We start from the raw sequence: 19,377 nt of genomic DNA on the forward strand, positions 1-19,377 counted from the left end.
TCTGTCACTTGTAGTCGAGGCCGCGGCCCGAGCGGCCCGCCGCGCGGAGCCGTCGGGCGGGCGCACGGTCAGGGCCAGTCGGAGCACGCGCGGGGGCCCGGCCGGACTAGCCGGCCGGGCCCCGAGGGTTGGCTCCGGGTCAGCCGCCGAGGCTCGCCGCCGCCGAGGCGATCGCCGGGGCGAAGGTGCTCACCTGGGTGTAGACGCCGGGGTAGGAGGGCCGGGCGCAGCCGTTGCCCCAGCTCACGATGCCGACCTGGATCCAGGCGTTGCTCGCGTCGCGCCGGAACATCGGGCCACCCGAGTCTCCCTGGCAGGTGTCGATGCCGCCGCTGGCGTAGCCGGCGCAGATCTCCTCGTTCGCGATGATCTGGCCGCCGTAGTAGGAGTTGCAGGTCGCGTCGCTGACGAACGGCACGCTGGCCTTGCGCAGGTAGCGCTGCTGCGCGCCGCCCTCGCGGGCGGCACCCCAGCCGGCGACCGTGAAGGTGCCGTTGTCGTACGCGGTGCTGGTGGCGATGTTCAGCGTCGGGAGCGTGGTGACCGGCGTGGCCAGCCGGATCAGGGCCCAGTCCTTGCCGTTGCCGTTGTAGCCGGGCGCCCGGTAGACGTAGTTCGAGCGCACCTGGATCCGGCTCGACGACTGGAGGTCCACGACGCCGAGGGTGGCGGTGATGCTGGTGTTCGTGCCGGTCCCGCCGACGCAGTGCGCGGCGGTCAGCACCAGGCGCGGGCTGTAGAGGGAACCGCCGCAGCCCATGGAGAGCCGGACCATGAAGGGGAACTCGCCCTGCGCGGCCAGCGTTCCGCCCACGACGTACGGGGTCACCTCGGGCCCGGGCTTGGCGGAGGCCGGAACAGCCAGGACGAACGAGCCGGCGGTGACCGCCACCAACGCGGCGGCCAACCGGCCGACGAGTGTGCGCCAACGGACCATGGAAGCCTCCCGAACCCTCGCGGCGGGCCGAGGCGGCGCGCCGGAAACCGATGGCGGGAGCCTATGGATATCTATCGATGCATGGCAATGCCCCGACACATCCCGCGTCGGTCATACCGCAGCCGACCAGGATTCGGCGTGCCGGACGCGCATCGCCCGTTTTGCGCCGGGACCGCCCGGGTACGGCCTGGGACATGGACACGAACACGAAGGCACACCTCGTTGGCGGACCCCGGGACGGCAGCACCATCGACACGGGCGGCGACGCCCTGCTCGAGGTGGAGATCGACGGCATGATGCACCGCTACGTCCGGACCACGAAGCAGCACGGCGAGGACGGCACGGTCTACAACTACGACGGAATGGTGGCGCCGGACGGCGGGGAGCCCGGCGTCGAGGACCCGGCGGCCCGGGTGGCCTCCCCGAAGGCCGACTCGGAGGGCCACGGCGGGAAGCACTGAGCTGCGGATCAGCTCCGGCCGGGCGCGGATGAACCGCGGCCGGCCGGGTAAGCAGCCGGCGACCTGGTGGAACGACCGGAGGTCGCGAGACGCCGCGACCGGGCGCGCGGGCGGGCGGCGCAGGCCGGCCCGCCCGGGCGTACGGTCAGTTGTTGCTGATCCAGTTCCAGGCCGACACGACCCACTCGGTCTGCTGGAGGTAGGCGATCCCGAGACCGGCCAGGAAGACCGCCGTCACCAGGTGCGCCCCGCGCGCGCTGCGCCGCACCCGACCCAACTGCCGCTCCAGCACCACCCTGCCGAGCAGCCGGGCCAACGCGAAGAGGCCGACGGCCACCAGCAGGCTCAGCAGGAAGATCAGGAACGGGCCGCCCAGGTTCCCGCCGCCCGAGATGGCCCAGATCCCCCAGCAGACGAAGGCGAAGAGCGCGCCGGCCGCACTCCACTCGCCGCCGCGCTTCAACTGCTCGACGTGCCAGCTCAGCGGCCGGCGCGGGGCCGGCGCGTCCGGCCACCCGGTGCCCGTCGGCTCGTGCTCGACGACGGGGAACGGCTCGGTGCGCGTCGTACGGGACTGCCCGACCGAGGCCACCCCCCGCTGGTACGCGTCGCGCTGCGGCGGCACCCCGGCACCGGGCTGCGGCGGCACCTCGACGGTCCGCTCGGCCCACGGCTGCGTCTGGTCGACCATCTCGTCCCTCCCCTGGACCGACGGCAACCACCGGCCGCCGTCCGTTCCGAGGGTAGCCAGCCCGCAAACCGGTCGCCGAGGCCGCACCCGGGCGCGGGCCCAGATCCGCCGGCCACGGCGGGGGCCGGCCGACCCGCCGTGCGCCAACGGCCGGATCGCCGTGACCGAGGTCACCGACCACTCCGCGCGCCACGCCCCGGACCCGCGAACCGACACGGACCCGCGAACCGACGCCCCGAGCCAGCGCCGGATACGCAAGCCGGCACCGGACCCGCGAGCAGGGACAGACCCGCGAGCCAGCGCCGGACGCGCGAGCCAGCGCCGATCGGGCCGGGGCGGTACGGTCGGCTGATGGGTGACACGGAGCGACGCCGACGCCGGGTACGGCACCCGAGCGGTGACGCGGGCGCGACCGGGGGCCCCAACGCGGCGACCGCCGGGGTGCACGACGGCCCCGAGCCGCCGCGTGCCCGCCGGGGCGGCCCGGGTGACGAGGGCGACCGCGGCCTGCGTGGTCTCGTCGGCCCCGGCTCCTCCCAGGTGAGCGTGACCGCCGCGATGCGGGCCCGCGACGCCTCCCGCCCCACGGACGAGGACCTGGCCGCGGCCGAGGAACGCGTGGTGATCATCCGCCGCAACTGGACGCCCCGCGAGGACCTCCCCCGCCGCTGACCCCGACCCTGGCGGAAACCGCCGGGCAGGGACACGGCGGTCAGGGCAGCGTGGGGAGCTGGCGGGTGCTCTCGTAGTCGGCCACCTGGGCGATCCGGCGGGCGTGCCGCTCGTTGCCCGAGAACGGGGTCGTCAGGAACGCCTCGACGATGGCGGTGGCCTCGTCCAGCGTGTGCTGGCGGGCGCCGACCGCGACGATGTTCGCGTCGTTGTGCTCGCGGGCCAGCTGGGCGGTGTCGATGCTCCAGGCGAGGGCCGCCCGGACGCCGGCCACCTTGTTCGCGGCGATCTGCTCGCCGTTGCCCGAGCCGCCGATGACCACCCCGAGGCTGCCCTCGTCAGCCACCACCCGGTCACCGGTGTGCAGGCAGAAGGCCGGGTAGTCGTCGTCCGGGTCGAAGGCGTGCGGGCCGACGTCGACCACGTCGTGCCCCTCCTTGGTCAGGTGGTTGACCAGGTGCACCTTCAACTCGAAACCGGCGTGGTCGGATCCCAGGTAGACGCGCATACCGCGCAGTCTGTCAGGCGCGCCTCCGGGACGACGCGCGGGCGGCGTCCCGGAGGCGGATTCGTCACAGGGGTCAGCGGGACAGCTCGGCGACCACCAGGCCGCCGCGGGCCTTCGGGGTGAACCAGGTGCTCTTGCGCGGCATCTTCTCCCGCGCCAGGTTGACCGCGACGAAGTCGTCCACCGTCACCGGGGCGACCAGCACCGCCAGCTCGGCCCGGCCCGCGTCGACCTCGCCGGTCAGCCAGCTCGCCGGATAGTCGCCGCCGACGTAGGTGATCCGCTTGTCGCCCGGGTCGAGCCCGAGCGCGTCGCGCAGCAGCAGCCGCTCGACCAGGGCGTGGTCCAGGTTCTCCAGCCGGTTCTCGCCGACGTGCGGCAGGGTGACCGCGTACCCCCGGCCGGCGAGGCGGAGGTGCACGGTGCCGCCGGCCGCCGGGACCTCGACCGGGCCGTCGATCGGGCTGATCTCCGCGCCGGCGGCGCGGAGCCGGCCGAGCAGGTCGTCGGCGGTGGTGGTCAGCTCGCTCACCAGCCGGTTGTAGGGCTGGATCGCCACCGACGCCGGGGTCGTGATGACCGACAGGAAGCGCGGCAGCCCGCCGGTCTGCGCGGCCAGGCTGCGGTGGTTGCCGTCTGCCACGACCAGCTCCCCGCCGCCCGCCAGGGCGGTCAGCTCGTCCTGGCGCGGGCCCGGCCCGAGCAGCCAGATGGCGTGGGTGCGCCCGGCCTGGTCGGTGTCGGTCGCCGCCGGCGCGCCGGCCGCGTCGGTCGCCGCCGCGAGGGCGGCGTGCAGCTCGTCGCCGCGCCCGGTCTGGAGCAGGAGTACGGGCGACAGCAGGTGCCCCAGCGCCTCGGCGAGCGCCACCCGCTCCCGCACCTTCGCGATGAAGACGTCCTCGTTGCGGATGACCAGGCCGGGCTCGTCGGCGCGGGTGGAGATCTGGTCGGTGTCCACCATGGCGAAGAGCCCGTACGCGTTCTCCTCCCCCGGCGCGCTGATGCGGTAGAGGACCACGACCTGCTCGGCCGGCGTGTAGCTGCCGTCGGCCTTGGCCTCGGCGAGCCGGGTCACCGCGTCCGGCAGGGCGTCGAGGAAGGACCTGCCCAGGCTCTCCGGCGCCCGGTGCGGCATTTCGATGCCGAGGGCACTGTGCGGGTTCGCCTCGATGATCGCGGTGATCTCCGCGTCGTCGGCGAACTCGTCGTAGTTCTGCGCGCCGGTGCCGCCAGTGGTGATCCAGGCCCGGGCGATCGGATGCACGACCGTCATGTGCGGAGACGCTACCGGCGACGCGGGTCCCGCCGGCGCGGGACCCGCGCGGGGTCCACCAGATGAAAGAGCTACCGGGGCGGGCGCCGGATTCAGGCGGTGCGGTCGGACTGTCCCGCAGCCCTGCGGTGCCGGCCGCCCGGCGTGGGGCCGCCCGCCGGTCGCCGGCCCGGCACGCCCGGCCCCGCGGGCACGATCCGCCGGGTCCCGCCCGGCGCGGCCGGTACCGGCCGGTGCTCGGTCGGCGGGGTGAGCCGGGAGGTGGCCGGCACGCGGGCGACGCCGACCACGATCGGCGGAGCGAGCAGGTCCACCATGTGGGCGGGAAGGTCGGGACGGACCGCCGGCCAGCGGGAGTCGTCGACCGACCAGTACGCCGCGTCCGGGCGCTCGGTCACCCCCTCCCGGGTCGACGGGTCGTCACCGGGCACACGGTGCTTGGCCATCGGAACTGCCTCCACGAGCTGCGGGTGCGGCCCTGCGGGTCGCTGCGGCGGACACCCGGGCCAACGATCCCGCCGCCGCCCCGGTGACGCCCCCGCCCGCCCCCGGGCCCCGCGTCGCCCGCCGCCGACCAGGGGGTTCACGACGCGAACCCCTGATCGGTCCGGGAGGTGCCCACGGTGGGGCCGGACGAAGGAGCGGGTCAGTCGAAGATGGGGTCCTGGTCGCGGGAGCGCTTCAGCTCGTAGAAGCCCGGGGTGCCGGCGACCAGCAGGACGCCGTCCCAGAGCCGGCCGGCGGCCTCCCCCTTCGGCGCCGGGGTGACCACCGGGCCGAAGAAGGCGACCGTGCCGCCGTCCGGGCCGGGCGCGTGGATCACCGGGGTGCCGACGTCGGTGCCGACCGGACGCATGCCGGCCTCGTGGCTGGCCCGCAGCGCCTCGTCGTGGGCGGTGCCCTCGGCCACGTCGGCCAGCGCCGGGTCGAGCCCGACGTCGGTCAGCGCGGCGACGAACAGCTCCCGCGTGAGCTTCTCCTGCCCGAGGTGGATCCGGGTGCCGAGCGCGGTGTAGAGCTTCCGGACGGCGTCCTGGCCGTACCGCTGCTCGACGGCGATGCAGACCCGCACCGGGCCCCAGCCGGTCCGCATCAGCTCCTGGTACTGCTCCGGCAGGTCCCGGCCCTCGTTGAGCACCGAGAGGCTCATCACACGGAACCGGACGTCCACGTCCCGGACCTGCTCCACCTCCAGCAGCCAACGGGAGGTGATCCACGCCCACGGGCAGAGGGGGTCGAAGAACATGTCTACGGCGGCACGCTCGCTCACGGCTGGTCCCTTCGAAAACGGGGTGCGCCGGCCTCCCGGCGCCTCCTGCGATCTTCACCCCAGCGGGTATCGACCGACAGCGGAATGAGAGCGTGACCTCGCCCACCACAGGGTGTTCGTGCATGGAAGACTCGAATCCGGCCGTCACGAGCGGTCGATGACGGCGCCACCAAGGCGTGCGGCGAAACGGGATGGAGACGAAAAGTGCCGGGAGTGCGCAACCTGACGCAGGTCGAGGCCACCGAGCGGGCCCGCCTGCTCGACGTGACCGGATACGACATCAGTCTGGACCTCTCGTCCGCCGTACGGGCGGCAGCCGAGGCTCGCACCTTCCGTTCGAGGACCGAGGTGCGGTTCCGGTGCGCGGAGCCCGGCGCGAGCACCTTCATCGAGCTGGCCGCCGACTCGGTGCGGTCCGCGACGCTGAACGGGGCCCCGGTGGACCTGGGCGACTGGTCGGCCGAGAAGGGCCTGACCCTGTCGGGACTGGACAGCGAGAACACGCTCGTCGTCGAGGCGGACTTCGCGTACTCGAACAGCGGGCAGGGCCTGCACCGCACCGTCGACCCGGTCGACGGCGAGACCTACCTCTACAGCCAGTTCGAGACGGCCGACGCCCAGCGGGTCTTCGCCTGCTTCGACCAGCCCGACCTGAAGAGCGTCTACACCTGGCACGCCACCGTCCCGGACCACTGGAAGGTGGTCTCGAACATGCCGGTGGAGCGGGAGGAGGCGGCCGGCGAGGGGCTGAAGACCGTCCACCTCACCACCTCGGTGCGGATGAGCACCTACATCACCGCCCTCTGCGCCGGGCCGTACCACGAGGTGCGGGACAGCCACGACGGCATCGACCTGGGCGCGTTCTGCCGGGCCTCGATGGCGCCGCACCTCGACTCGGACGACCTCTTCCTGGTCACCAAGCAGGGCTTCGACTTCTTCCACGAGCAGTTCGGCGTGCGCTACCCGCTGCCCAAGTACGACCAGCTGTGGGTGCCCGACTTCAACGCCGGCGCCATGGAGAACTTCGGCTGCGTCACGCACGCCGAGTCGCACTACCTCTTCCGCTCGCAGGTGACCGACTACGAGTACGAGCAGCGGGCCAACACGATCCTGCACGAGCTGGCGCACATGTGGTTCGGTGACCTGGTCACCATGCGCTGGTGGAACGACCTGTGGCTCAACGAGTCGTTCGCCGAGTGGGCCAGCCACTGGTGCAACACCCACGCCACCCGCTTCACCGAGGCCTGGACGACGTTCCTGTCCATCCGCAAGAACTGGGGCTACCGGCAGGACCAGCTCTCCTCCACCCACCCGGTCTACTGCGAGATGCCGGATCTGGAGGCGGTCGAGGTCAACTTCGACGGCATCACCTACGCCAAGGGCGCGAGCGTGCTCAAGCAGCTCGTCGCGTACGTCGGTGAGGAGCCGTTCCTGGCCGGCCTGCGGGCCTACTTCGCCAAGCACGCCTGGGGCAACGCCACCTTCGACGACCTGCTCTCCGAGCTGGAGACGGCCTCCGGCCGGGAGCTGCGCAAGTTCGCCGCCCAGTGGCTGGAGACGGCGCAGGTCAACACCCTGCGGCCGGAGCTGACGATCGGCGCGGACGGCACCTACGAGCAGGTGGTCGTGCTCCAGGAGGCGCCCACCGCGCACCCGACGCTGCGTACGCACCGGATCGGGGTGGGCCTCTACGACCTGACCGACGGCCGGCTGGTCCGCCGCGAGCGGCACGAGATCGACGTCGCCGGCGAGCGGACCGAGCTGACCGCGCTGCGCGGCGTGCCCGCCGCCGACGTGCTGCTGCTCAACGACGACGACCTCACCTACACCAAGCTGCGCCTCGACGAGCGGTCGATGGCCACCGTGGTGCAGCACATCGCCGGCTTCGAGTCGTCGCTGGCCCGCGCGCTGTGCTGGACCGCCGCCTGGGACATGACCCGCGACGCCGAGTTGGCCGCCCGCGACTACGTGGCGCTGGTGCTGGCGGGGCTGCCCGCCGAGACCGACATCAACCTGGTCAACGCCGCCCTGCGCCAGGCCAAGACGGCGCTCACGTTCTACGCCGACCCGGCCTGGGCGCCGACCGGCTGGGCGGAGCTGGCCCGCACCGCGCGGACGACGCTGGCGGCGGCAGAGCCGGGCAGCGGCTTCCAGCTGACCTGGGCCCGCGCGTACGCCACGGCGGCCCGCTCGGCCGAGGACCTGGCCACCCTGCGGGGCTGGCTGGCCGGCAGCGACGTTCCGGCGGGCCTGTCCATCGACACCGAGCTGCGGTGGGCCGTGCTGGGGGCGCTGGTCGCCAACGGCGCGGCCGGTCCCGCCGAGATCGAGGCCGAGCTGGCCGGGGACCGCACGGCCAGTGGCGAGCGCGAGGCCGCGTACGCGCACGCGCTGGTGCCGACGGCGGAGAACAAGGCCGCCGTGTGGGCCGAGCTGACCGGCCCGGAGTCGCTGCCGAACTGGCGCAACCGGGCGCTGTTGCAGGGCCTCATCCACCCGGCGCAGGTCGAGCTGACGGTGCCCTACCGCGACGCGTACTTCGCCACGGTGGACCAGGTCTGGGGCAGCCGGGACAGCGAGCCGGCGCAGGAGTTCGCGCAGCTGGCGTACCCGGCGTACCTGGTGGACGACGAGACCGTGGCGGCCACCGACGCGTGGCTGGCCGGCGACGGCCACTCGGCCCCGCTGCGCCGGCTGGTGGGCGAGGGCCGCGACGGCGTCGTCCGCGCCCTGCGGGCCCGCGAGCGGGACGCCCGCAGCGCCTGACGTACGCCCGACACGGTGAAGCCCGGTCCGCGGTGCGGACCGGGCTTCACCGTTGGATGTCGGGTGGGGCTCGGGTCGGTCAGCCCTTGCCGGCGTGGCTGGCGAGCTGGTCGAGGCCGTTGATGATGCCGCCGGCCAGGTCGCCGCCGCCGAACGCCGCCACCATCGACAGCGCGGCGAGCCGGGCGTAGGTGTCCGGGATGCGCTTGCGGGCGTGCCGGCCGGTGACGATCTCCAGCTGCCGCTGGTTGGGCGACACCGCGATCAGGACCGACCGGTCGGGCTCGGCGAGCTGGCGGTGCAGCCGCTCCGCGTGCTCCCGGATCGGCTCGTCGAGGCCGCCGACGAAGACCGAGAAGACCAGGCCGGTGCCCTGGTCGGCCAGGCGCAGGGCCTCGTCGATGCGCAGCAGCTGGCGGGTCGAGAACGGCCCGTCCAGCACCTCGGGCGGATTCCCCGTCCCGGCCTGCTTCTCACCAACGGTCACTTGCGCCTCCGGTTCCACCGGCCGGCGCCTCGATGCCGGCCTGCTCCTGCTTGCGGCTGGTCAGCGCCGGCGCCTGCGCGCCCGCTGCCAGGGCGGTGCCGGCCGAGTCGGCCAGCTGCTCCGGCCGGCCCAGGAACCAGACCGGAGTGAAGTCGAAGGACCGGCCCGGCCGGTAGCGCTTGGCGCCGCCACCGCCGCCGCCACGGCTACCGGCGTACGCCAGACCGGCGATCACCAGCACCGCGGCCGCCGGGATGCCGACGAAGACCAGCAACGTCTCGGTTACAGACAATCCCAACGCCCCCAGGCGGAAGAAGAGACCTCAAGGATCCGGGTCGGGTGGACGATCATGGCGCCGACCTCCCGACACCGCTGCCATTCACGTTAGCGGAGCCCACGGCCCGCCAGATTGCGGGGTGGCGATCCCATCCGCCACTGGAGTGCTCCAGTTGCGCAGCCGTGGCGATCAACCTCGCGTCGTCGCCGTACCGGCCGGTCAGCAGGACCCCCACGGGCAGCCCCTCGGCGGTGACGCCCACCGGCAGGGACACGGACGGATCACCCGTGACGTTGAACACGGCGCAGTACGGCGAGAACCGGCGCTGCCGGTCGAAGTCCTCGGCCGGGTCGCCCCCCTCGGCGAACCACCCCAGCGGCGCCTGCGGCGCGGCGAGGGTCGGGCAGAGCAGCAGGTCGCAGCCGGCGGTGCGGCGCACCCCGAGGCGTACCTGCGCCTGGAGTTCGCCGAGCGTGGCGGTGAGGGTGCCGGCGGAGATCTCCGCGCCCCGGGCCCGCAGGTGGCGGGTCAGCGGCAGCAGCGCGCTCTCCCGCCCGTGCGGCACGGGCGCGAGCGCGAGCACGTACCAGACGATCTCGAACAGCGGCCACACGGCGGGCCCGAGGGGCGCGGGGACCTCGACCACCTCGTGGCCGGCGGCGGTGAGCAGCGCCGCCGCCCGGTCCACGGCCGCGAGGCAGTCGGGGTGCACCGGCTCGTCGGCGAGCATCGGGGCGGTGAACCGCCCGACGCGCAGCCGCCCCGGGTCGGCCGCGCGGGCCGCGCCGAGCCAGCCGCCCGGGGGCGGGACGGGCGCCAGGTAGGGCTCGCCGGGCACCGGCCGGGCCAGCACGTCGAGCAGCGCCGCCACGTCGGCGACCGTACGCCCGATCGGGCCGTTGGTGGGCAGGCCGAAGGCGCCGGAGCCGACCGGCCCACCGGAGACCAGCCCTCGGCTCGGCTTGTAGCCGACCAGGCCGCACAGCGACGCCGGGATGCGCAGCGAGCCGCCGCCGTCGGAGCCCTGGGCGACCGGCACCAGCCCGGCCGCGACGGCCGCCGCCGCCCCTCCGCTGGAGCCGCCGGCGGTGTACGCCAGGTCCCACGGGTTACGGGCCGGCGGCGCGACCAGCCCCTCCGAGTAGAGCGAACAGCCCAGCTCGGAGGTGGTGGTCTTGCCCAGGCTCACCAGCCCGGCCTCCGCCATGAACCGGACCACGTCGGCGTCCACGGGCGGCACGAAGTCGGCGAACGCCGCCGAGCCGAAGGTGGTGCGCACCCCGGCGGTGAGGGTCAGGTCCTTGATCGCGGTCGGTACGCCGTGCAACGGGCCGCGCTCGTCGGCGGGGACGGCGTCGGCGGCGCGGGCCGCCGCGCGGGCCCGCTCGCCGGTGACCGTGACGAACGCGCCGACGGTGTCGCCGAGCGCGTCGACCCGGGTCAGGTGGTGCTCGACCAGTTCGACGCTGGACAGCTCGCCGCCGGCGATCGCGGCGGCCTGCTCCAGCGCGGTCAGGTCGTGCGGCTCGGCCATCCCCTCATCCTGCCCGCCCGGCCGCCACTGTGCCGTACGACACGGCCGGCCGGCGGTGCGACGAGCGCCATATCCCCCCGGACATGACCACATCGGGATGACCGGCCCCCGGCACCCGGCACGCAGGATGGACCCGATCGATGGCGATCACAGTCCACCCGGTGGTCCCCCGCAACGCCGCCACCGACCCCCACCCCCGCAGGGAGCGTCGTCGTGCAACCTCTACCCGCTCTGCACCCCGTCCCCCGCCGCCGCTGGTCCTCGCGCGCCACCCGTCCGCTGCTGGCCCTCGCCCTGGTCGGCGCGAGCCTGGCCGCCGCCCCCGCCGCACCCGCCGGCGCCCGGGACCTGCCTACGGCCGCGCCGCTCGCCGCCAACCCCTACGAGCGCGGCCCCGCGCCCACCGTGGCCAGCATCGAGGCCACCCGGGGCCCGTTCGCCACCGCACAGACCACAGTGGGTGCCAGCAGCGTCAGCGGCTTCGGCGGCGGGACGATCTACTACCCGACGAGCACCGCCGAGGGCACCTTCGGCGCGGTCGCCATCTCCCCCGGCTTCACCGCGCGCCAGACGTCCGTCGCGTGGCTCGGCCCCCGCCTGGCCTCGCAGGGCTTCGTCGTCATCACCATCGACACCCTGTCCGTGTACGACCAGCCGGCCAGCCGGGGCACCCAGTTGCTGGCCGCTCTGGACTACCTGACCAACACCAGCACCGTCCGCACCCGGATCGACCGGAACCGGCTCGCCGTGATGGGTCACTCGATGGGCGGCGGAGGCAGCCTGTCGGCGGCCAGCACCCGGCCCGCGTTGCAGGCGGCGATCCCGCTGACCGGCTGGCACACCCAGAAGAGCTGGTCGTCGGTGCGCGTACCGACCCTGGTCATCGGGGCCGAGAACGACACCGTGGCCCCGGTCTCGTCGCACTCGGAGCCGTTCTACACCAGCCTGCCGGCCACTCTGGACAAGGCGTACCTGGAGCTGAACGCGGCGAGCCACTCCGCGCCCACGTCGTCGAACGTGACGGTGGCGAAGTACAGCATCTCCTGGCTCAAGCGGTTCGTCGACGACGACACCCGCTACGAGCAGTTCCTCTGCCCGGCCCCGCGGGGCTCGGCGATCGAGGAGTACCGGGACACCTGCCCGCACTCCTGAACCCCATGCTCCGGAGCCGTCGCGCGCACTGGGGGCCGCGACGGCTCCGGATTCCACCCGCCGGGCGGCGCGGGGCCCTGGGGGACCGCGCCGCCCGGGCGCGGCTCAGGAGCGGGTGCCGAGGAAGCGCAGCGCGTTGCCGCCGAGCAGCAGGTCGCGCTGCTCGCCGGTGAGGAAGTCCGCCTCGCGCACCACCCGGCCGACCGGCCGCTCCCCCAGCGGGTACGGGTAGTCGCTGCCGACGAGCACCCGTTCGGCGCCCATCGTGTCGACCAGCAGCCGCAGCGCGGGCGTGGAGAAGACCACCGAGTCGACGCAGAACCGGTCGACGTACGAGCTGGGCGGGGCGGTGGAGGCGCCACGTACCAGGTCGCCACGGCGGTGCCAGGCGTTGTCGGCGCGGCCCAGCCAGAACGGGAAGCTGCCGCCGCCGTGCGCGAAGCAGATCCGCAGCGTGTCGGGCACCCGGTCGAAGACGCCGCCGAGGATCAGCGCCAGCACCGACAGGTGCGTCTCGGCGGGCATCCCGGCGAGCCAGCGGGCCATCCACCGGTCCAGCCGGGGGCCGCCCGGCATGTCCCACGGGTGCACGAAGACCGGCGCGCCCACCTCGGCGCAGTGCGTCAGGAACTCCACGATCCCGGCGTCGTCCAGGTCGCGGTCGCCGACGTGGTTGCCGATCTCCACCCCGGCGTGCCCGGCCGCGAGGCAGCGGTCCAACTCGGCGCAGGCCGCCTCCGGGTCCTGCAACGGCACCTGGCAGAACGGCACCAGCCGGTCGCCACCGGCGGCGGTGACCTCCAGGGTGCGGTCGTTGAAGATCCGGGCCACCTTCACCGCCTGGTCGGCGGGCCGGTCGTAGCTGAAGAAGACCGGGGTGGGCGACACGACCTGCACGTCCACGCCGTCGGCGTCCATGTCGCCGAGGCGGGTCGGTGCGTCCCAGCACTCCGCCCCGACCGGGCGGAACTCCATCTCCCCCACCATGATCATGGCCGCCCGCTCGGAGTCGACCCGCAGCCAGGGCCAACCGGACCCGCCGCACGCCGCGCCGAGGTCCGGCCACCCCTTCGGTACGACGTGCGTGTGCACGTCGACCACCGGGGGCCGCGCCGGCCCGGACCCGGCAGGCATCAGCCCTTGCCCGGGTGCAGCGCGCCGCAGTTCCCGCAGGTGCGGGCGGCCTCGTCGGCGTAGAACGCCTGGAACACCGGGGGCAGGTCGGCGGCGATGTCGCGAACCTGCAACTCCACCTCGTGCACCTTGTGCCCGCACTCGGCGCAGTACCACTGGAACTTCTCCAGCGTGCCCTCCTCGCGGACCCGCTCCACGACCACGCCGATCGAGCCGGCCTCGGGCCGCTGCGGCGAGTGCGGGGTGTTGCGCGGCAGCATCCACATCTGGCCCTCGCGCACGTGCACCGTACGCGGCCCCTCCGGGGTCATCAGATTGACGTGCATGTTGCCCTTGACCTGGTAGAAGAACTCCTCGTACGGGTCGACGTGGAAGTCGGTGCGCTGGTTGGGTCCGCCCACCACCATCACGATGAAGTCGTCCCCGCCCGGGAACATCTCCTTGTTGCCGACCGGCGGCTTGAGCAGGTGCTGGTTCTCCGCGATCCAACCGGGGAAGCTGAACGGCTCCGCGATCTCACTCACGACTGACCTCCTGACGGAAGAAGGGCCACTGCCTGGATCTCGATGAGCAGGTGCGGGTGGGGTAGTTGGTGCACGGCGACGGTGGTGCGGGTGGGTCCGGTGGCGTCGAAGTACTCGGCCCAGACCTGGTTGTAGCCGCCGAAGTCGTTCATGTTGACGAGGTAGGTGGTGACCTGCACGAGGTCGTTCAGGTCGGCGCCGACTGTCTTCAACAGATCTTGGATGTTGTCGATGACGGCCCTGGTCTGCACGCGGATGTCGAGGTTGGTGGTGCCCAGCTCGTCGACCTGCACGCCGGCGAAGGTGTTGTCGGGGCGGCGGCTGGAGGTGCCGGAGACGAAGACGAACCCGCCGGCGACCTTCACGTGCGGAAACGCGCCCCGGGGTACGGCCTTGCCGGCCACGACATGCGCCTGTGCGCCCGTGCCGTGGCCGGCGCTCGTGCTGGGACCGACTGTCGCGCCCTGGTTCGCGGCCGTGCCCTGGTTCGTGGTCGTGTCCTGGCTCGCGCCCGTGTCCTGGCTCGTGGGCGTGTCCTGGCTCGCGCTCGTGCCCTGGTTGGGGGTCATGCGGCGGCTCGCAGGGAGGTGGTGCCGAGGTGTTCGACGACGGCGCGCACGTGGGCGCCGGGTTTCAGGGGCACGGCGGCGGTGGCGGCGCCGGCGAGGAACACCCAGCCCTCGCGCAGGCGTACGCCGTGGCGGCCGGCGAGGCGGATGCCTTCGTCGAGTGCGCGGCGGGGGTCGCCGAGGATCGCGGCGGTCGAGCCGACCTGCGCCACCCGTCCGTCGATCTCCAGCAGCACCCCAAGGTTGTCCAGGCCGTCGGGCACCGGCGACCAGGGGCCGATGACGAAGGCGGCGGCAGAGGTGTTGTCAGCGATCACATCCGGCAGGGAGAACGTGAAGTTCGCGTACCGCGAGTCGATGACCTCGATGGCCGGGGCGACCGCGCGCACGGCGTCGGTGAAGTCCCCGACGGGCTCGCCCGGCTCGGGCAGCCGGTCCAGCAGGAACGCCACCTCCGGTTCGACACGCGGGTGGATGAAGGCGGTGGGGTCGAGGGTGCCGCCGTCGGGGATGCGCATGGTGTCGGTGAGGCGGCCCCAGATGACCTCGTCCACGCCGACCTGCGCCATCTTCGCCTTGCTGGTCAGGCCCATCTTCAACCCGACCAGACGCTCGCCCCGGTCGAGGCGACGCTGGATCAACGCCGTCTGCACCCCGTACGCCGCATCCACGTCCAGACCCGTCTCCGCAGCCAACTGCGGAATCGCGGTGGCGGTGTCGGCCGCCGCGCCGAGGCGCTCGGCGATACCGGCGGTGTCCGGCCCGATCATGATGTCTCCTTGCCGGCGAGGTCCAGTGCCACGTCCACGATCATGTCTTCCTGCCCGCCGACCATGCGGCGGCGGCCCAACTCCACCAGGATCGAGCGCACGTCCACCCCGTACTTGTCCGAGGCCCGCTCCGCATGCCGCAGGAAACTCGAATACACCCCCGCGTAGCCGAGGGACAGGGTTTCCCGGTCGACCTGCACCGGCCGGTCCTGCAACGGACGCACGATGTCGTCGGCGGCGTCCATCAACGCGAACACGTCACAGCCGTGCTCCCACCCGTGCAACTCCGCCACCGCCACGAACACCTCCAACGGCGCGTTGCCCGCCCCGGCACCCTGCCCCGCCAGGGACGCGTCGACCCGCACCGTCCGACCTGACGCCGAGCCGAGCGGCCCGTCGCCGAGGATGCGCCCGTGGTCCACCGCGACGACGCTGTTGGCGACACCCAATGACAGGTTGTGGTGGGCGTGGATGCCGATCTGCGTGCTCGGCTCCAACACCTGCCGGTACGCGTCCACCCGCTGCGCCACATCGGACATGAGCAGCCGGCCGCCGGAGTCGGTGACGTAGACGCAGTGCGCCCCGTACGACTCCATCAACTTCGCCTGCCCCGCCAGACCAGCCGGGTCGTTCATGTGCGACATCATCAGGAACCCCGACACGTCCATGCCGTTCTCCCGCGCCCACGCAATGTGCTGCGCCGAAATATCGGCCTCCGTGCAGTGCGTCGCGATCCGCACACTCGTCACCCCGAGCGCCTTCGCCGCCTTCAAATCCGCGATCGTGCCGATCCCCGGCAACAGCAGCGTCGTCAGCTTCGCGTTCGTCATCACCTCGGCCGCCGCCGCAATCCAGTCGGCATCACTGGCCGCACCATGGCCATAGTTCACACTCGACCCCGCCAGGCCGTCGCCGTGCGCCACCTCGATCGCCGCCACCCCGGCAGCGTCCAACGCCGCCGCGATCGTGCGGACCTGCTCGACGGTGTAGCGGTGGGCGACGGCGTGCATGCCGTCGCGCAACGTCACGTCCTGGATGTACAGATCAGTCACGACAGCACCCCCGAAGCGGCCTCGGAACGCACCGCCACCAGCCGCTCCGCCGTACGCAGGGCCGCCGACGTCATGATGTCCAGGTTCCCCGCGTACGCCGGCAGATAATGGCCCGCGCCCGAGACCTCCAGGAACACCGACACCTGCAACCCGCGCAGACGCCGACCCAACGACGGCACATACGCATCCACCCGGTCGAACTGCACGTCCTGCTTCAACCGATACCCCGGCACGTACTCCTGCACCGCCGCCACCATCTGTCCCACCGAGTCGGCGATCGCCGCCCGATCGGCGTCGGCGTCCTCGCACAGGCAGTACACCGTGTCACGCATCAACAACGGCGGATCCGCCGGATTCAACACGATGATCGCCTTACCACGCTGCGCACCACCGACCACCTCGATCGCCCGCGCCGTCGTCTCCGTGAACTCGTCGATGTTCGCCCGCGTCCCCGGCCCCGCCGACCTCGACGCGATCGACGCGACGATCTCCCCATAGACGACAGGAGTCACCCGACCGACGGCCGCGACGATCGGGACCGTGGCCTGCCCACCACAGGTCACCATGTTCACGTTGCGCTCGCCCAGGTGCTCGTCCAGGTTCACCGGCGGCACCACATACGGACCGACCGCCGCCGGCGTCAGATCCACCACCAACCGACCATGCGCCGCCAACACCGCGTCGTTGTAACGGTGCGCGCCCGCCGACGTGGCATCGAACACCAACTCCACATCCGCGAACTCCGGCATCGCCACCAGACCGTCGACACCCTCAGCGGTCGTCGCCACACCCAACCGCCGCGCCCGCGCCAACCCGTCGGAGTCGGGGTCGATGCCGACCATCGCCACCATCCGCAGCGACTCCGACAACCGCAACACCTTGATCATCAGATCGGTGCCGATGTTGCCCGACCCGATCACCGCCACGCCGGTGGTCACGACGCCTCCTTGGAGAAGCACGTACGGACAGAGCCCAGGCCGGAGATCCGCGCCTCGTACGCCGCACCGGGAGTCACCGGCACCATCGGGCCGAGCGCCCCGGACAGCACCACATCCCCGGCGCGCAGCGGATCACCCGAGCGTGCCATCGTCTGCGCCAACCACTGCACCGCGTGCAACGGATTACCCAGACACGCCGCGCCCGCCCCCACCGACACCGGCTCACCAGCCTGCTCCAGGACCATGCCGCACAGCCGCAGGTCCACGTCGGGGAGCCGGCGCGGCGTGGTGCCGAGCACGAACAGGCCGCTGGAGGCGTTGTCCGCCACCGTGTCCACGATCGAGATGTCCCACCCCGCCACCCGCGAATCCACGATCTCAATCGCCGGCAACAGATGATCCACCGCCCGGATCACGTCCGCACTCGTGATCCGCTCGTCCGGCAGATCCGCGCCCAGCACGAACGCGACCTCCGCCTCCACCCGGGGCTGCAGCAGCCGACCCATCGGCACCTCGACCCCGTCGGGCACCGCCATGTCATCGAGCAGCACCCCGAAATCCGGCTGGAAGACACCGAAGCTCTCCTGCACCGCCCGCGACGTCAACCCGATCTTCGCGCCCACCCGCCGGTGGCCGCGCTGCAACCACTGCCGCACCTGAAGCTGCTGCACCAGGTACGCCGACGTGACGTCCCCCTCCGGCAGCAGCCGCCCGCGCAGCGGCGGACACGGCCTACCGACCTCCCGCGCGTCGACCAGTTCCCGGGCCGCCGCCTCGTAATCAACGCTCATGTCGGCTCCCCACTCCGCTCGCCGCCGCCAGCGGGCTCCACGGCACTGCGCCTGATTGGCTGCGCGCTCATGTCAGGTCCACGCAGACGTTGGTCAACTCGGAATAGAAATCAAGGGAGTGCACGCCGCCCTCACGCCCGATCCCCGACGCCTTCACCCCACCGAACGGCGTCCGCAGATCCCGCAGGAACCACGTGTTCACCCACACGATCCCCGCGTCCAACCCCATACCGGCCCGGTGCGCCCGACCCACATCCCGCGTCCAAACCGCCGCCGCCAGCCCATACTCCGTGCCGTTCGCCAACGCGAACGCCTCATCCTCATCATCGAACGGCGCCACGTGCACCACCGGCCCGAAGATCTCCTCACGATTGGTCCGCGCATCCGCACCCAACCCCGTCAACACCGTCGGCTGCACGTACGCACCACCATCACGCGCATCACCGAAGGCCGGCACCCCACCCCCGGCCAGCACCTGCGCACCCTCACCACGAGCCAGGTCGTAATAGCCCAGCACCTTCTCCCGATGCTGACGCGAGATCAACGGCATGTTCACCGTCGCCTCGTCCACCGGCCACCCGAACGACAGCCCAGCAGCCCGCTCAGCCAACCGGGCCGTGAACTCCTCGAACACCGGCCGCTGCACATAGATCCGCTCCGTGCACAGACACACCTGACCGCCGTTCGTGAAACTCGACCGCACCGAGCCGGCCACCGCCGCGTCCAGGTCGGCGTCCGCGAAGACGAGCCCGGCGTTCTTGCCACCCAACTCGAAGGAGACCGCCTTAACACCTTCGGCCGCCGCCCGCATGATGGCGCTCCCGGTGGACGACTCACCGGTGAACGTGATCGCGTCCACCCCCGGGTGGCGGGTCAGGAACTCGCCGGCCGAATCCGGCCCGAAGCCGTGCACCAGATTGAACACACCGTCGGGCACCCCGGCGGCAGCCATCACCTCGGCGAGCAACGTCGCCGAGGCCGGCGTCTCCTCACTCGGCTTCACGATCACGGCATTACCGCACGCCAGCGCCGGAGCGACCTTCCAGGTCAGCAGCAGCAGCGGCAGGTTCCACGGCACGATCACCGCCACCACACCCACCGGCTTACGCACCGCATAGTTCAGCGCCCGACCGCCGGTCGGGGTGACCGTCGTGAAGGACTCCGTCGGCGCCGTCGCCACGATCTCCGCGAACGCCCGGAAATTCGCCGCACCACGCGGAATGTCCAACGTCCGCGCCTGCGAAATCGACTTACCGGTGTCCGCGACCTCGGCGGTCACCAGATCGTCGAAACGACGCTCCAACTCGACGGCGACCCGACGCAACACCTCCGCCCGCTCCCGCTCCCCCATCCGACCCCACGGCCCCCGCAACGCCGCCCGCGCGGCGGCGACCGCGTCGTCCACACACCCCTGGTCGGCCTCCACCACCTCGAAGACCGGCTCACCGGTGACCGGACTGCGCTTCGTGAACCGCCGCCCCACATCGACGAACTCACCACCGACGAAATTGCGCAGGAGCGGCGGGCCGTCGGGCGCCGTCCCGGCCATCAGTCGCGGATCCCAGGTGACG

The 19,377-nt window shown here is 72.6% G+C and carries 21 protein-coding genes; 4 read left to right on the forward strand and 17 right to left on the reverse strand.

Features of this window, described 5'->3' with window-relative positions:
• Window positions 1–139: 139 nt before the first annotated feature.
• The gene (locus tag AC0OO9_RS08070) at window positions 140–937 is read right to left on the reverse strand and encodes a S1 family peptidase (protein WP_484516675.1); all 798 of its coding nucleotides are present in this window, start codon (window positions 935–937) and stop codon (window positions 140–142) included.
• A 194-nt stretch (window positions 938–1,131) separates the two neighbouring features.
• Between AC0OO9_RS08070 and AC0OO9_RS08075 the strand changes: the two genes are divergently transcribed.
• Window positions 1,132–1,398, forward strand: a complete 267-nt coding sequence (locus AC0OO9_RS08075; RefSeq protein WP_132239277.1) for a hypothetical protein — start codon at window positions 1,132–1,134, stop codon at window positions 1,396–1,398.
• 145 nt (window positions 1,399–1,543) lie between these two features.
• On the opposite strand, the gene AC0OO9_RS08080 is transcribed toward AC0OO9_RS08075, so the two are convergent.
• Window positions 1,544–2,089 (reverse strand): hypothetical protein, encoded by a 546-nt coding sequence (locus tag AC0OO9_RS08080; RefSeq protein WP_151457190.1) that lies wholly within the window; start codon window positions 2,087–2,089, stop codon window positions 1,544–1,546.
• 351 nt (window positions 2,090–2,440) lie between these two features.
• Between AC0OO9_RS08080 and AC0OO9_RS08085 the strand changes: the two genes are divergently transcribed.
• Entirely contained in the window at window positions 2,441–2,761 is a 321-nt protein-coding gene (locus AC0OO9_RS08085) for a hypothetical protein (protein WP_484516678.1), read from the forward strand.
• Between the two features lie 40 nt (window positions 2,762–2,801).
• On the opposite strand, the gene AC0OO9_RS08090 is transcribed toward AC0OO9_RS08085, so the two are convergent.
• The 4 genes from AC0OO9_RS08090 to AC0OO9_RS08105 all read right to left on the reverse strand — a co-directional run bounded on the left by AC0OO9_RS08090 (window position 2,802) and on the right by AC0OO9_RS08105 (window position 5,812).
• Entirely contained in the window at window positions 2,802–3,269 is a 468-nt protein-coding gene (locus AC0OO9_RS08090; RefSeq protein ID WP_151457188.1) for a ribose-5-phosphate isomerase, read from the reverse strand.
• A 73-nt stretch (window positions 3,270–3,342) separates the two neighbouring features.
• Window positions 3,343–4,542 carry a DUF1015 family protein gene (locus AC0OO9_RS08095; protein ID WP_311414406.1) on the reverse strand — a complete coding sequence of 400 codons (1,200 nt, stop codon included), beginning with the start codon at window positions 4,540–4,542 and terminating at the stop codon, window positions 3,343–3,345.
• A 92-nt stretch (window positions 4,543–4,634) separates the two neighbouring features.
• Window positions 4,635–4,988 carry a hypothetical protein gene (locus AC0OO9_RS08100; RefSeq protein ID WP_484516680.1) on the reverse strand — a complete coding sequence of 118 codons (354 nt, stop codon included), beginning with the start codon at window positions 4,986–4,988 and terminating at the stop codon, window positions 4,635–4,637.
• Between the two features lie 200 nt (window positions 4,989–5,188).
• Window positions 5,189–5,812 carry a mycothiol-dependent nitroreductase Rv2466c family protein gene (locus AC0OO9_RS08105; protein WP_484516682.1) on the reverse strand — a complete coding sequence of 208 codons (624 nt, stop codon included), beginning with the start codon at window positions 5,810–5,812 and terminating at the stop codon, window positions 5,189–5,191.
• A gap of 213 nt (window positions 5,813–6,025) precedes the next feature.
• Between AC0OO9_RS08105 and pepN the strand changes: the two genes are divergently transcribed.
• The gene (gene pepN, locus AC0OO9_RS08110; RefSeq protein WP_484516683.1) at window positions 6,026–8,578 is read left to right on the forward strand and encodes an aminopeptidase N; all 2,553 of its coding nucleotides are present in this window, start codon (window positions 6,026–6,028) and stop codon (window positions 8,576–8,578) included.
• 79 nt (window positions 8,579–8,657) lie between these two features.
• Here pepN and AC0OO9_RS08115 read toward each other — a convergent pair whose 3' ends face one another.
• From AC0OO9_RS08115 to AC0OO9_RS08125, 3 genes are read right to left on the reverse strand one after another with little or no spacing between them, the layout of a single operon-like run.
• Window positions 8,658–9,065 (reverse strand): DUF5130 family protein, encoded by a 408-nt coding sequence (locus AC0OO9_RS08115; RefSeq protein WP_132239293.1) that lies wholly within the window; start codon window positions 9,063–9,065, stop codon window positions 8,658–8,660.
• Window positions 9,052–9,357, reverse strand: coding sequence for an aa3-type cytochrome oxidase subunit CtaJ (gene ctaJ, locus AC0OO9_RS08120; protein ID WP_449560154.1), 306 nt, complete (start codon window positions 9,355–9,357; stop codon window positions 9,052–9,054). The genes AC0OO9_RS08115 and ctaJ overlap by 14 nt, the downstream gene beginning before the upstream one ends.
• Window positions 9,358–9,412: 55 nt before the next feature.
• Window positions 9,413–10,876, reverse strand: a complete 1,464-nt coding sequence (locus AC0OO9_RS08125) for an amidase (protein WP_484516685.1) — start codon at window positions 10,874–10,876, stop codon at window positions 9,413–9,415.
• 213 nt (window positions 10,877–11,089) lie between these two features.
• Here AC0OO9_RS08125 and AC0OO9_RS08130 point away from each other — a divergent pair, with 213 nt between their 5' ends.
• Window positions 11,090–12,028 (forward strand): poly(ethylene terephthalate) hydrolase family protein, encoded by a 939-nt coding sequence (locus AC0OO9_RS08130; protein ID WP_484516686.1) that lies wholly within the window; start codon window positions 11,090–11,092, stop codon window positions 12,026–12,028.
• A gap of 105 nt (window positions 12,029–12,133) precedes the next feature.
• Here AC0OO9_RS08130 and AC0OO9_RS08135 read toward each other — a convergent pair whose 3' ends face one another.
• From AC0OO9_RS08135 to AC0OO9_RS08170, 8 genes are all read right to left on the reverse strand, one after another.
• Window positions 12,134–13,162: an amidohydrolase family protein gene (locus AC0OO9_RS08135; RefSeq protein ID WP_484516687.1), complete on the reverse strand. Its 1,029-nt coding sequence runs from the start codon at window positions 13,160–13,162 to the stop codon at window positions 12,134–12,136.
• Window positions 13,162–13,686, reverse strand: coding sequence for a 3-hydroxyanthranilate 3,4-dioxygenase (locus AC0OO9_RS08140; protein ID WP_132239299.1), 525 nt, complete (start codon window positions 13,684–13,686; stop codon window positions 13,162–13,164). Before AC0OO9_RS08140 ends, AC0OO9_RS08135 begins: the two co-directional genes overlap by 1 nt.
• On the reverse strand, window positions 13,683–14,090 hold the full coding sequence (locus AC0OO9_RS08145) for a RidA family protein (RefSeq protein WP_484517885.1): 408 nt from the start codon (window positions 14,088–14,090) through the stop codon (window positions 13,683–13,685). Before AC0OO9_RS08145 ends, AC0OO9_RS08140 begins: the two co-directional genes overlap by 4 nt.
• A gap of 161 nt (window positions 14,091–14,251) precedes the next feature.
• Window positions 14,252–15,025 carry a 2-keto-4-pentenoate hydratase gene (locus AC0OO9_RS08150; RefSeq protein ID WP_484516689.1) on the reverse strand — a complete coding sequence of 258 codons (774 nt, stop codon included), beginning with the start codon at window positions 15,023–15,025 and terminating at the stop codon, window positions 14,252–14,254.
• Complete coding sequence (dmpG, locus tag AC0OO9_RS08155; protein WP_484516691.1) at window positions 15,022–16,077, reverse strand: 4-hydroxy-2-oxovalerate aldolase; 1,056 nt, start codon at window positions 16,075–16,077, stop codon at window positions 15,022–15,024. Before dmpG ends, AC0OO9_RS08150 begins: the two co-directional genes overlap by 4 nt.
• The gene (locus AC0OO9_RS08160) at window positions 16,074–17,015 is read right to left on the reverse strand and encodes an acetaldehyde dehydrogenase (acetylating) (protein ID WP_484516693.1); all 942 of its coding nucleotides are present in this window, start codon (window positions 17,013–17,015) and stop codon (window positions 16,074–16,076) included. Before AC0OO9_RS08160 ends, dmpG begins: the two co-directional genes overlap by 4 nt.
• Window positions 17,012–17,806, reverse strand: a complete 795-nt coding sequence (locus AC0OO9_RS08165; protein ID WP_484516694.1) for a 2-keto-4-pentenoate hydratase — start codon at window positions 17,804–17,806, stop codon at window positions 17,012–17,014. Before AC0OO9_RS08165 ends, AC0OO9_RS08160 begins: the two co-directional genes overlap by 4 nt.
• A 67-nt stretch (window positions 17,807–17,873) precedes the next feature.
• Complete coding sequence (locus AC0OO9_RS08170; RefSeq protein ID WP_484517886.1) at window positions 17,874–19,355, reverse strand: 2-hydroxymuconic semialdehyde dehydrogenase; 1,482 nt, start codon at window positions 19,353–19,355, stop codon at window positions 17,874–17,876.
• Window positions 19,356–19,377 lie beyond the last annotated feature (22 nt).

This window comes from Micromonospora sp. USAFONa4 (assembly GCF_057197825.1).

Excerpts from the sequence above, each read along its gene's own strand:
- AC0OO9_RS08070 (WP_484516675.1), bottom strand. The coding sequence starts at position 937 with ATGGTCCGTTGGCGCACACTCGTCGGCCGGTTGGCCGCCGCGTTGGTG.
- AC0OO9_RS08075 (WP_132239277.1), top strand. The coding sequence starts at position 1,132 with ATGGACACGAACACGAAGGCACACCTCGTTGGCGGACCCCGGGACGGC.
- AC0OO9_RS08080 (WP_151457190.1), bottom strand. The coding sequence starts at position 2,089 with ATGGTCGACCAGACGCAGCCGTGGGCCGAGCGGACCGTCGAGGTGCCG.
- AC0OO9_RS08085 (WP_484516678.1), top strand. The coding sequence starts at position 2,441 with ATGGGTGACACGGAGCGACGCCGACGCCGGGTACGGCACCCGAGCGGT.
- AC0OO9_RS08090 (WP_151457188.1), bottom strand. The coding sequence starts at position 3,269 with ATGCGCGTCTACCTGGGATCCGACCACGCCGGTTTCGAGTTGAAGGTG.
- AC0OO9_RS08095 (WP_311414406.1), bottom strand. The coding sequence starts at position 4,542 with ATGACGGTCGTGCATCCGATCGCCCGGGCCTGGATCACCACTGGCGGC.
- AC0OO9_RS08100 (WP_484516680.1), bottom strand. The coding sequence starts at position 4,988 with ATGGCCAAGCACCGTGTGCCCGGTGACGACCCGTCGACCCGGGAGGGG.
- AC0OO9_RS08125 (WP_484516685.1), bottom strand. The coding sequence starts at position 10,876 with ATGGCCGAGCCGCACGACCTGACCGCGCTGGAGCAGGCCGCCGCGATC.
- AC0OO9_RS08135 (WP_484516687.1), bottom strand. The coding sequence starts at position 13,162 with ATGCCTGCCGGGTCCGGGCCGGCGCGGCCCCCGGTGGTCGACGTGCAC.
- AC0OO9_RS08150 (WP_484516689.1), bottom strand. The coding sequence starts at position 15,025 with ATGATCGGGCCGGACACCGCCGGTATCGCCGAGCGCCTCGGCGCGGCG.
- AC0OO9_RS08165 (WP_484516694.1), bottom strand. The coding sequence starts at position 17,806 with ATGAGCGTTGATTACGAGGCGGCGGCCCGGGAACTGGTCGACGCGCGG.
- AC0OO9_RS08170 (WP_484517886.1), bottom strand. The coding sequence starts at position 19,355 with ATGGCCGGGACGGCGCCCGACGGCCCGCCGCTCCTGCGCAATTTCGTC.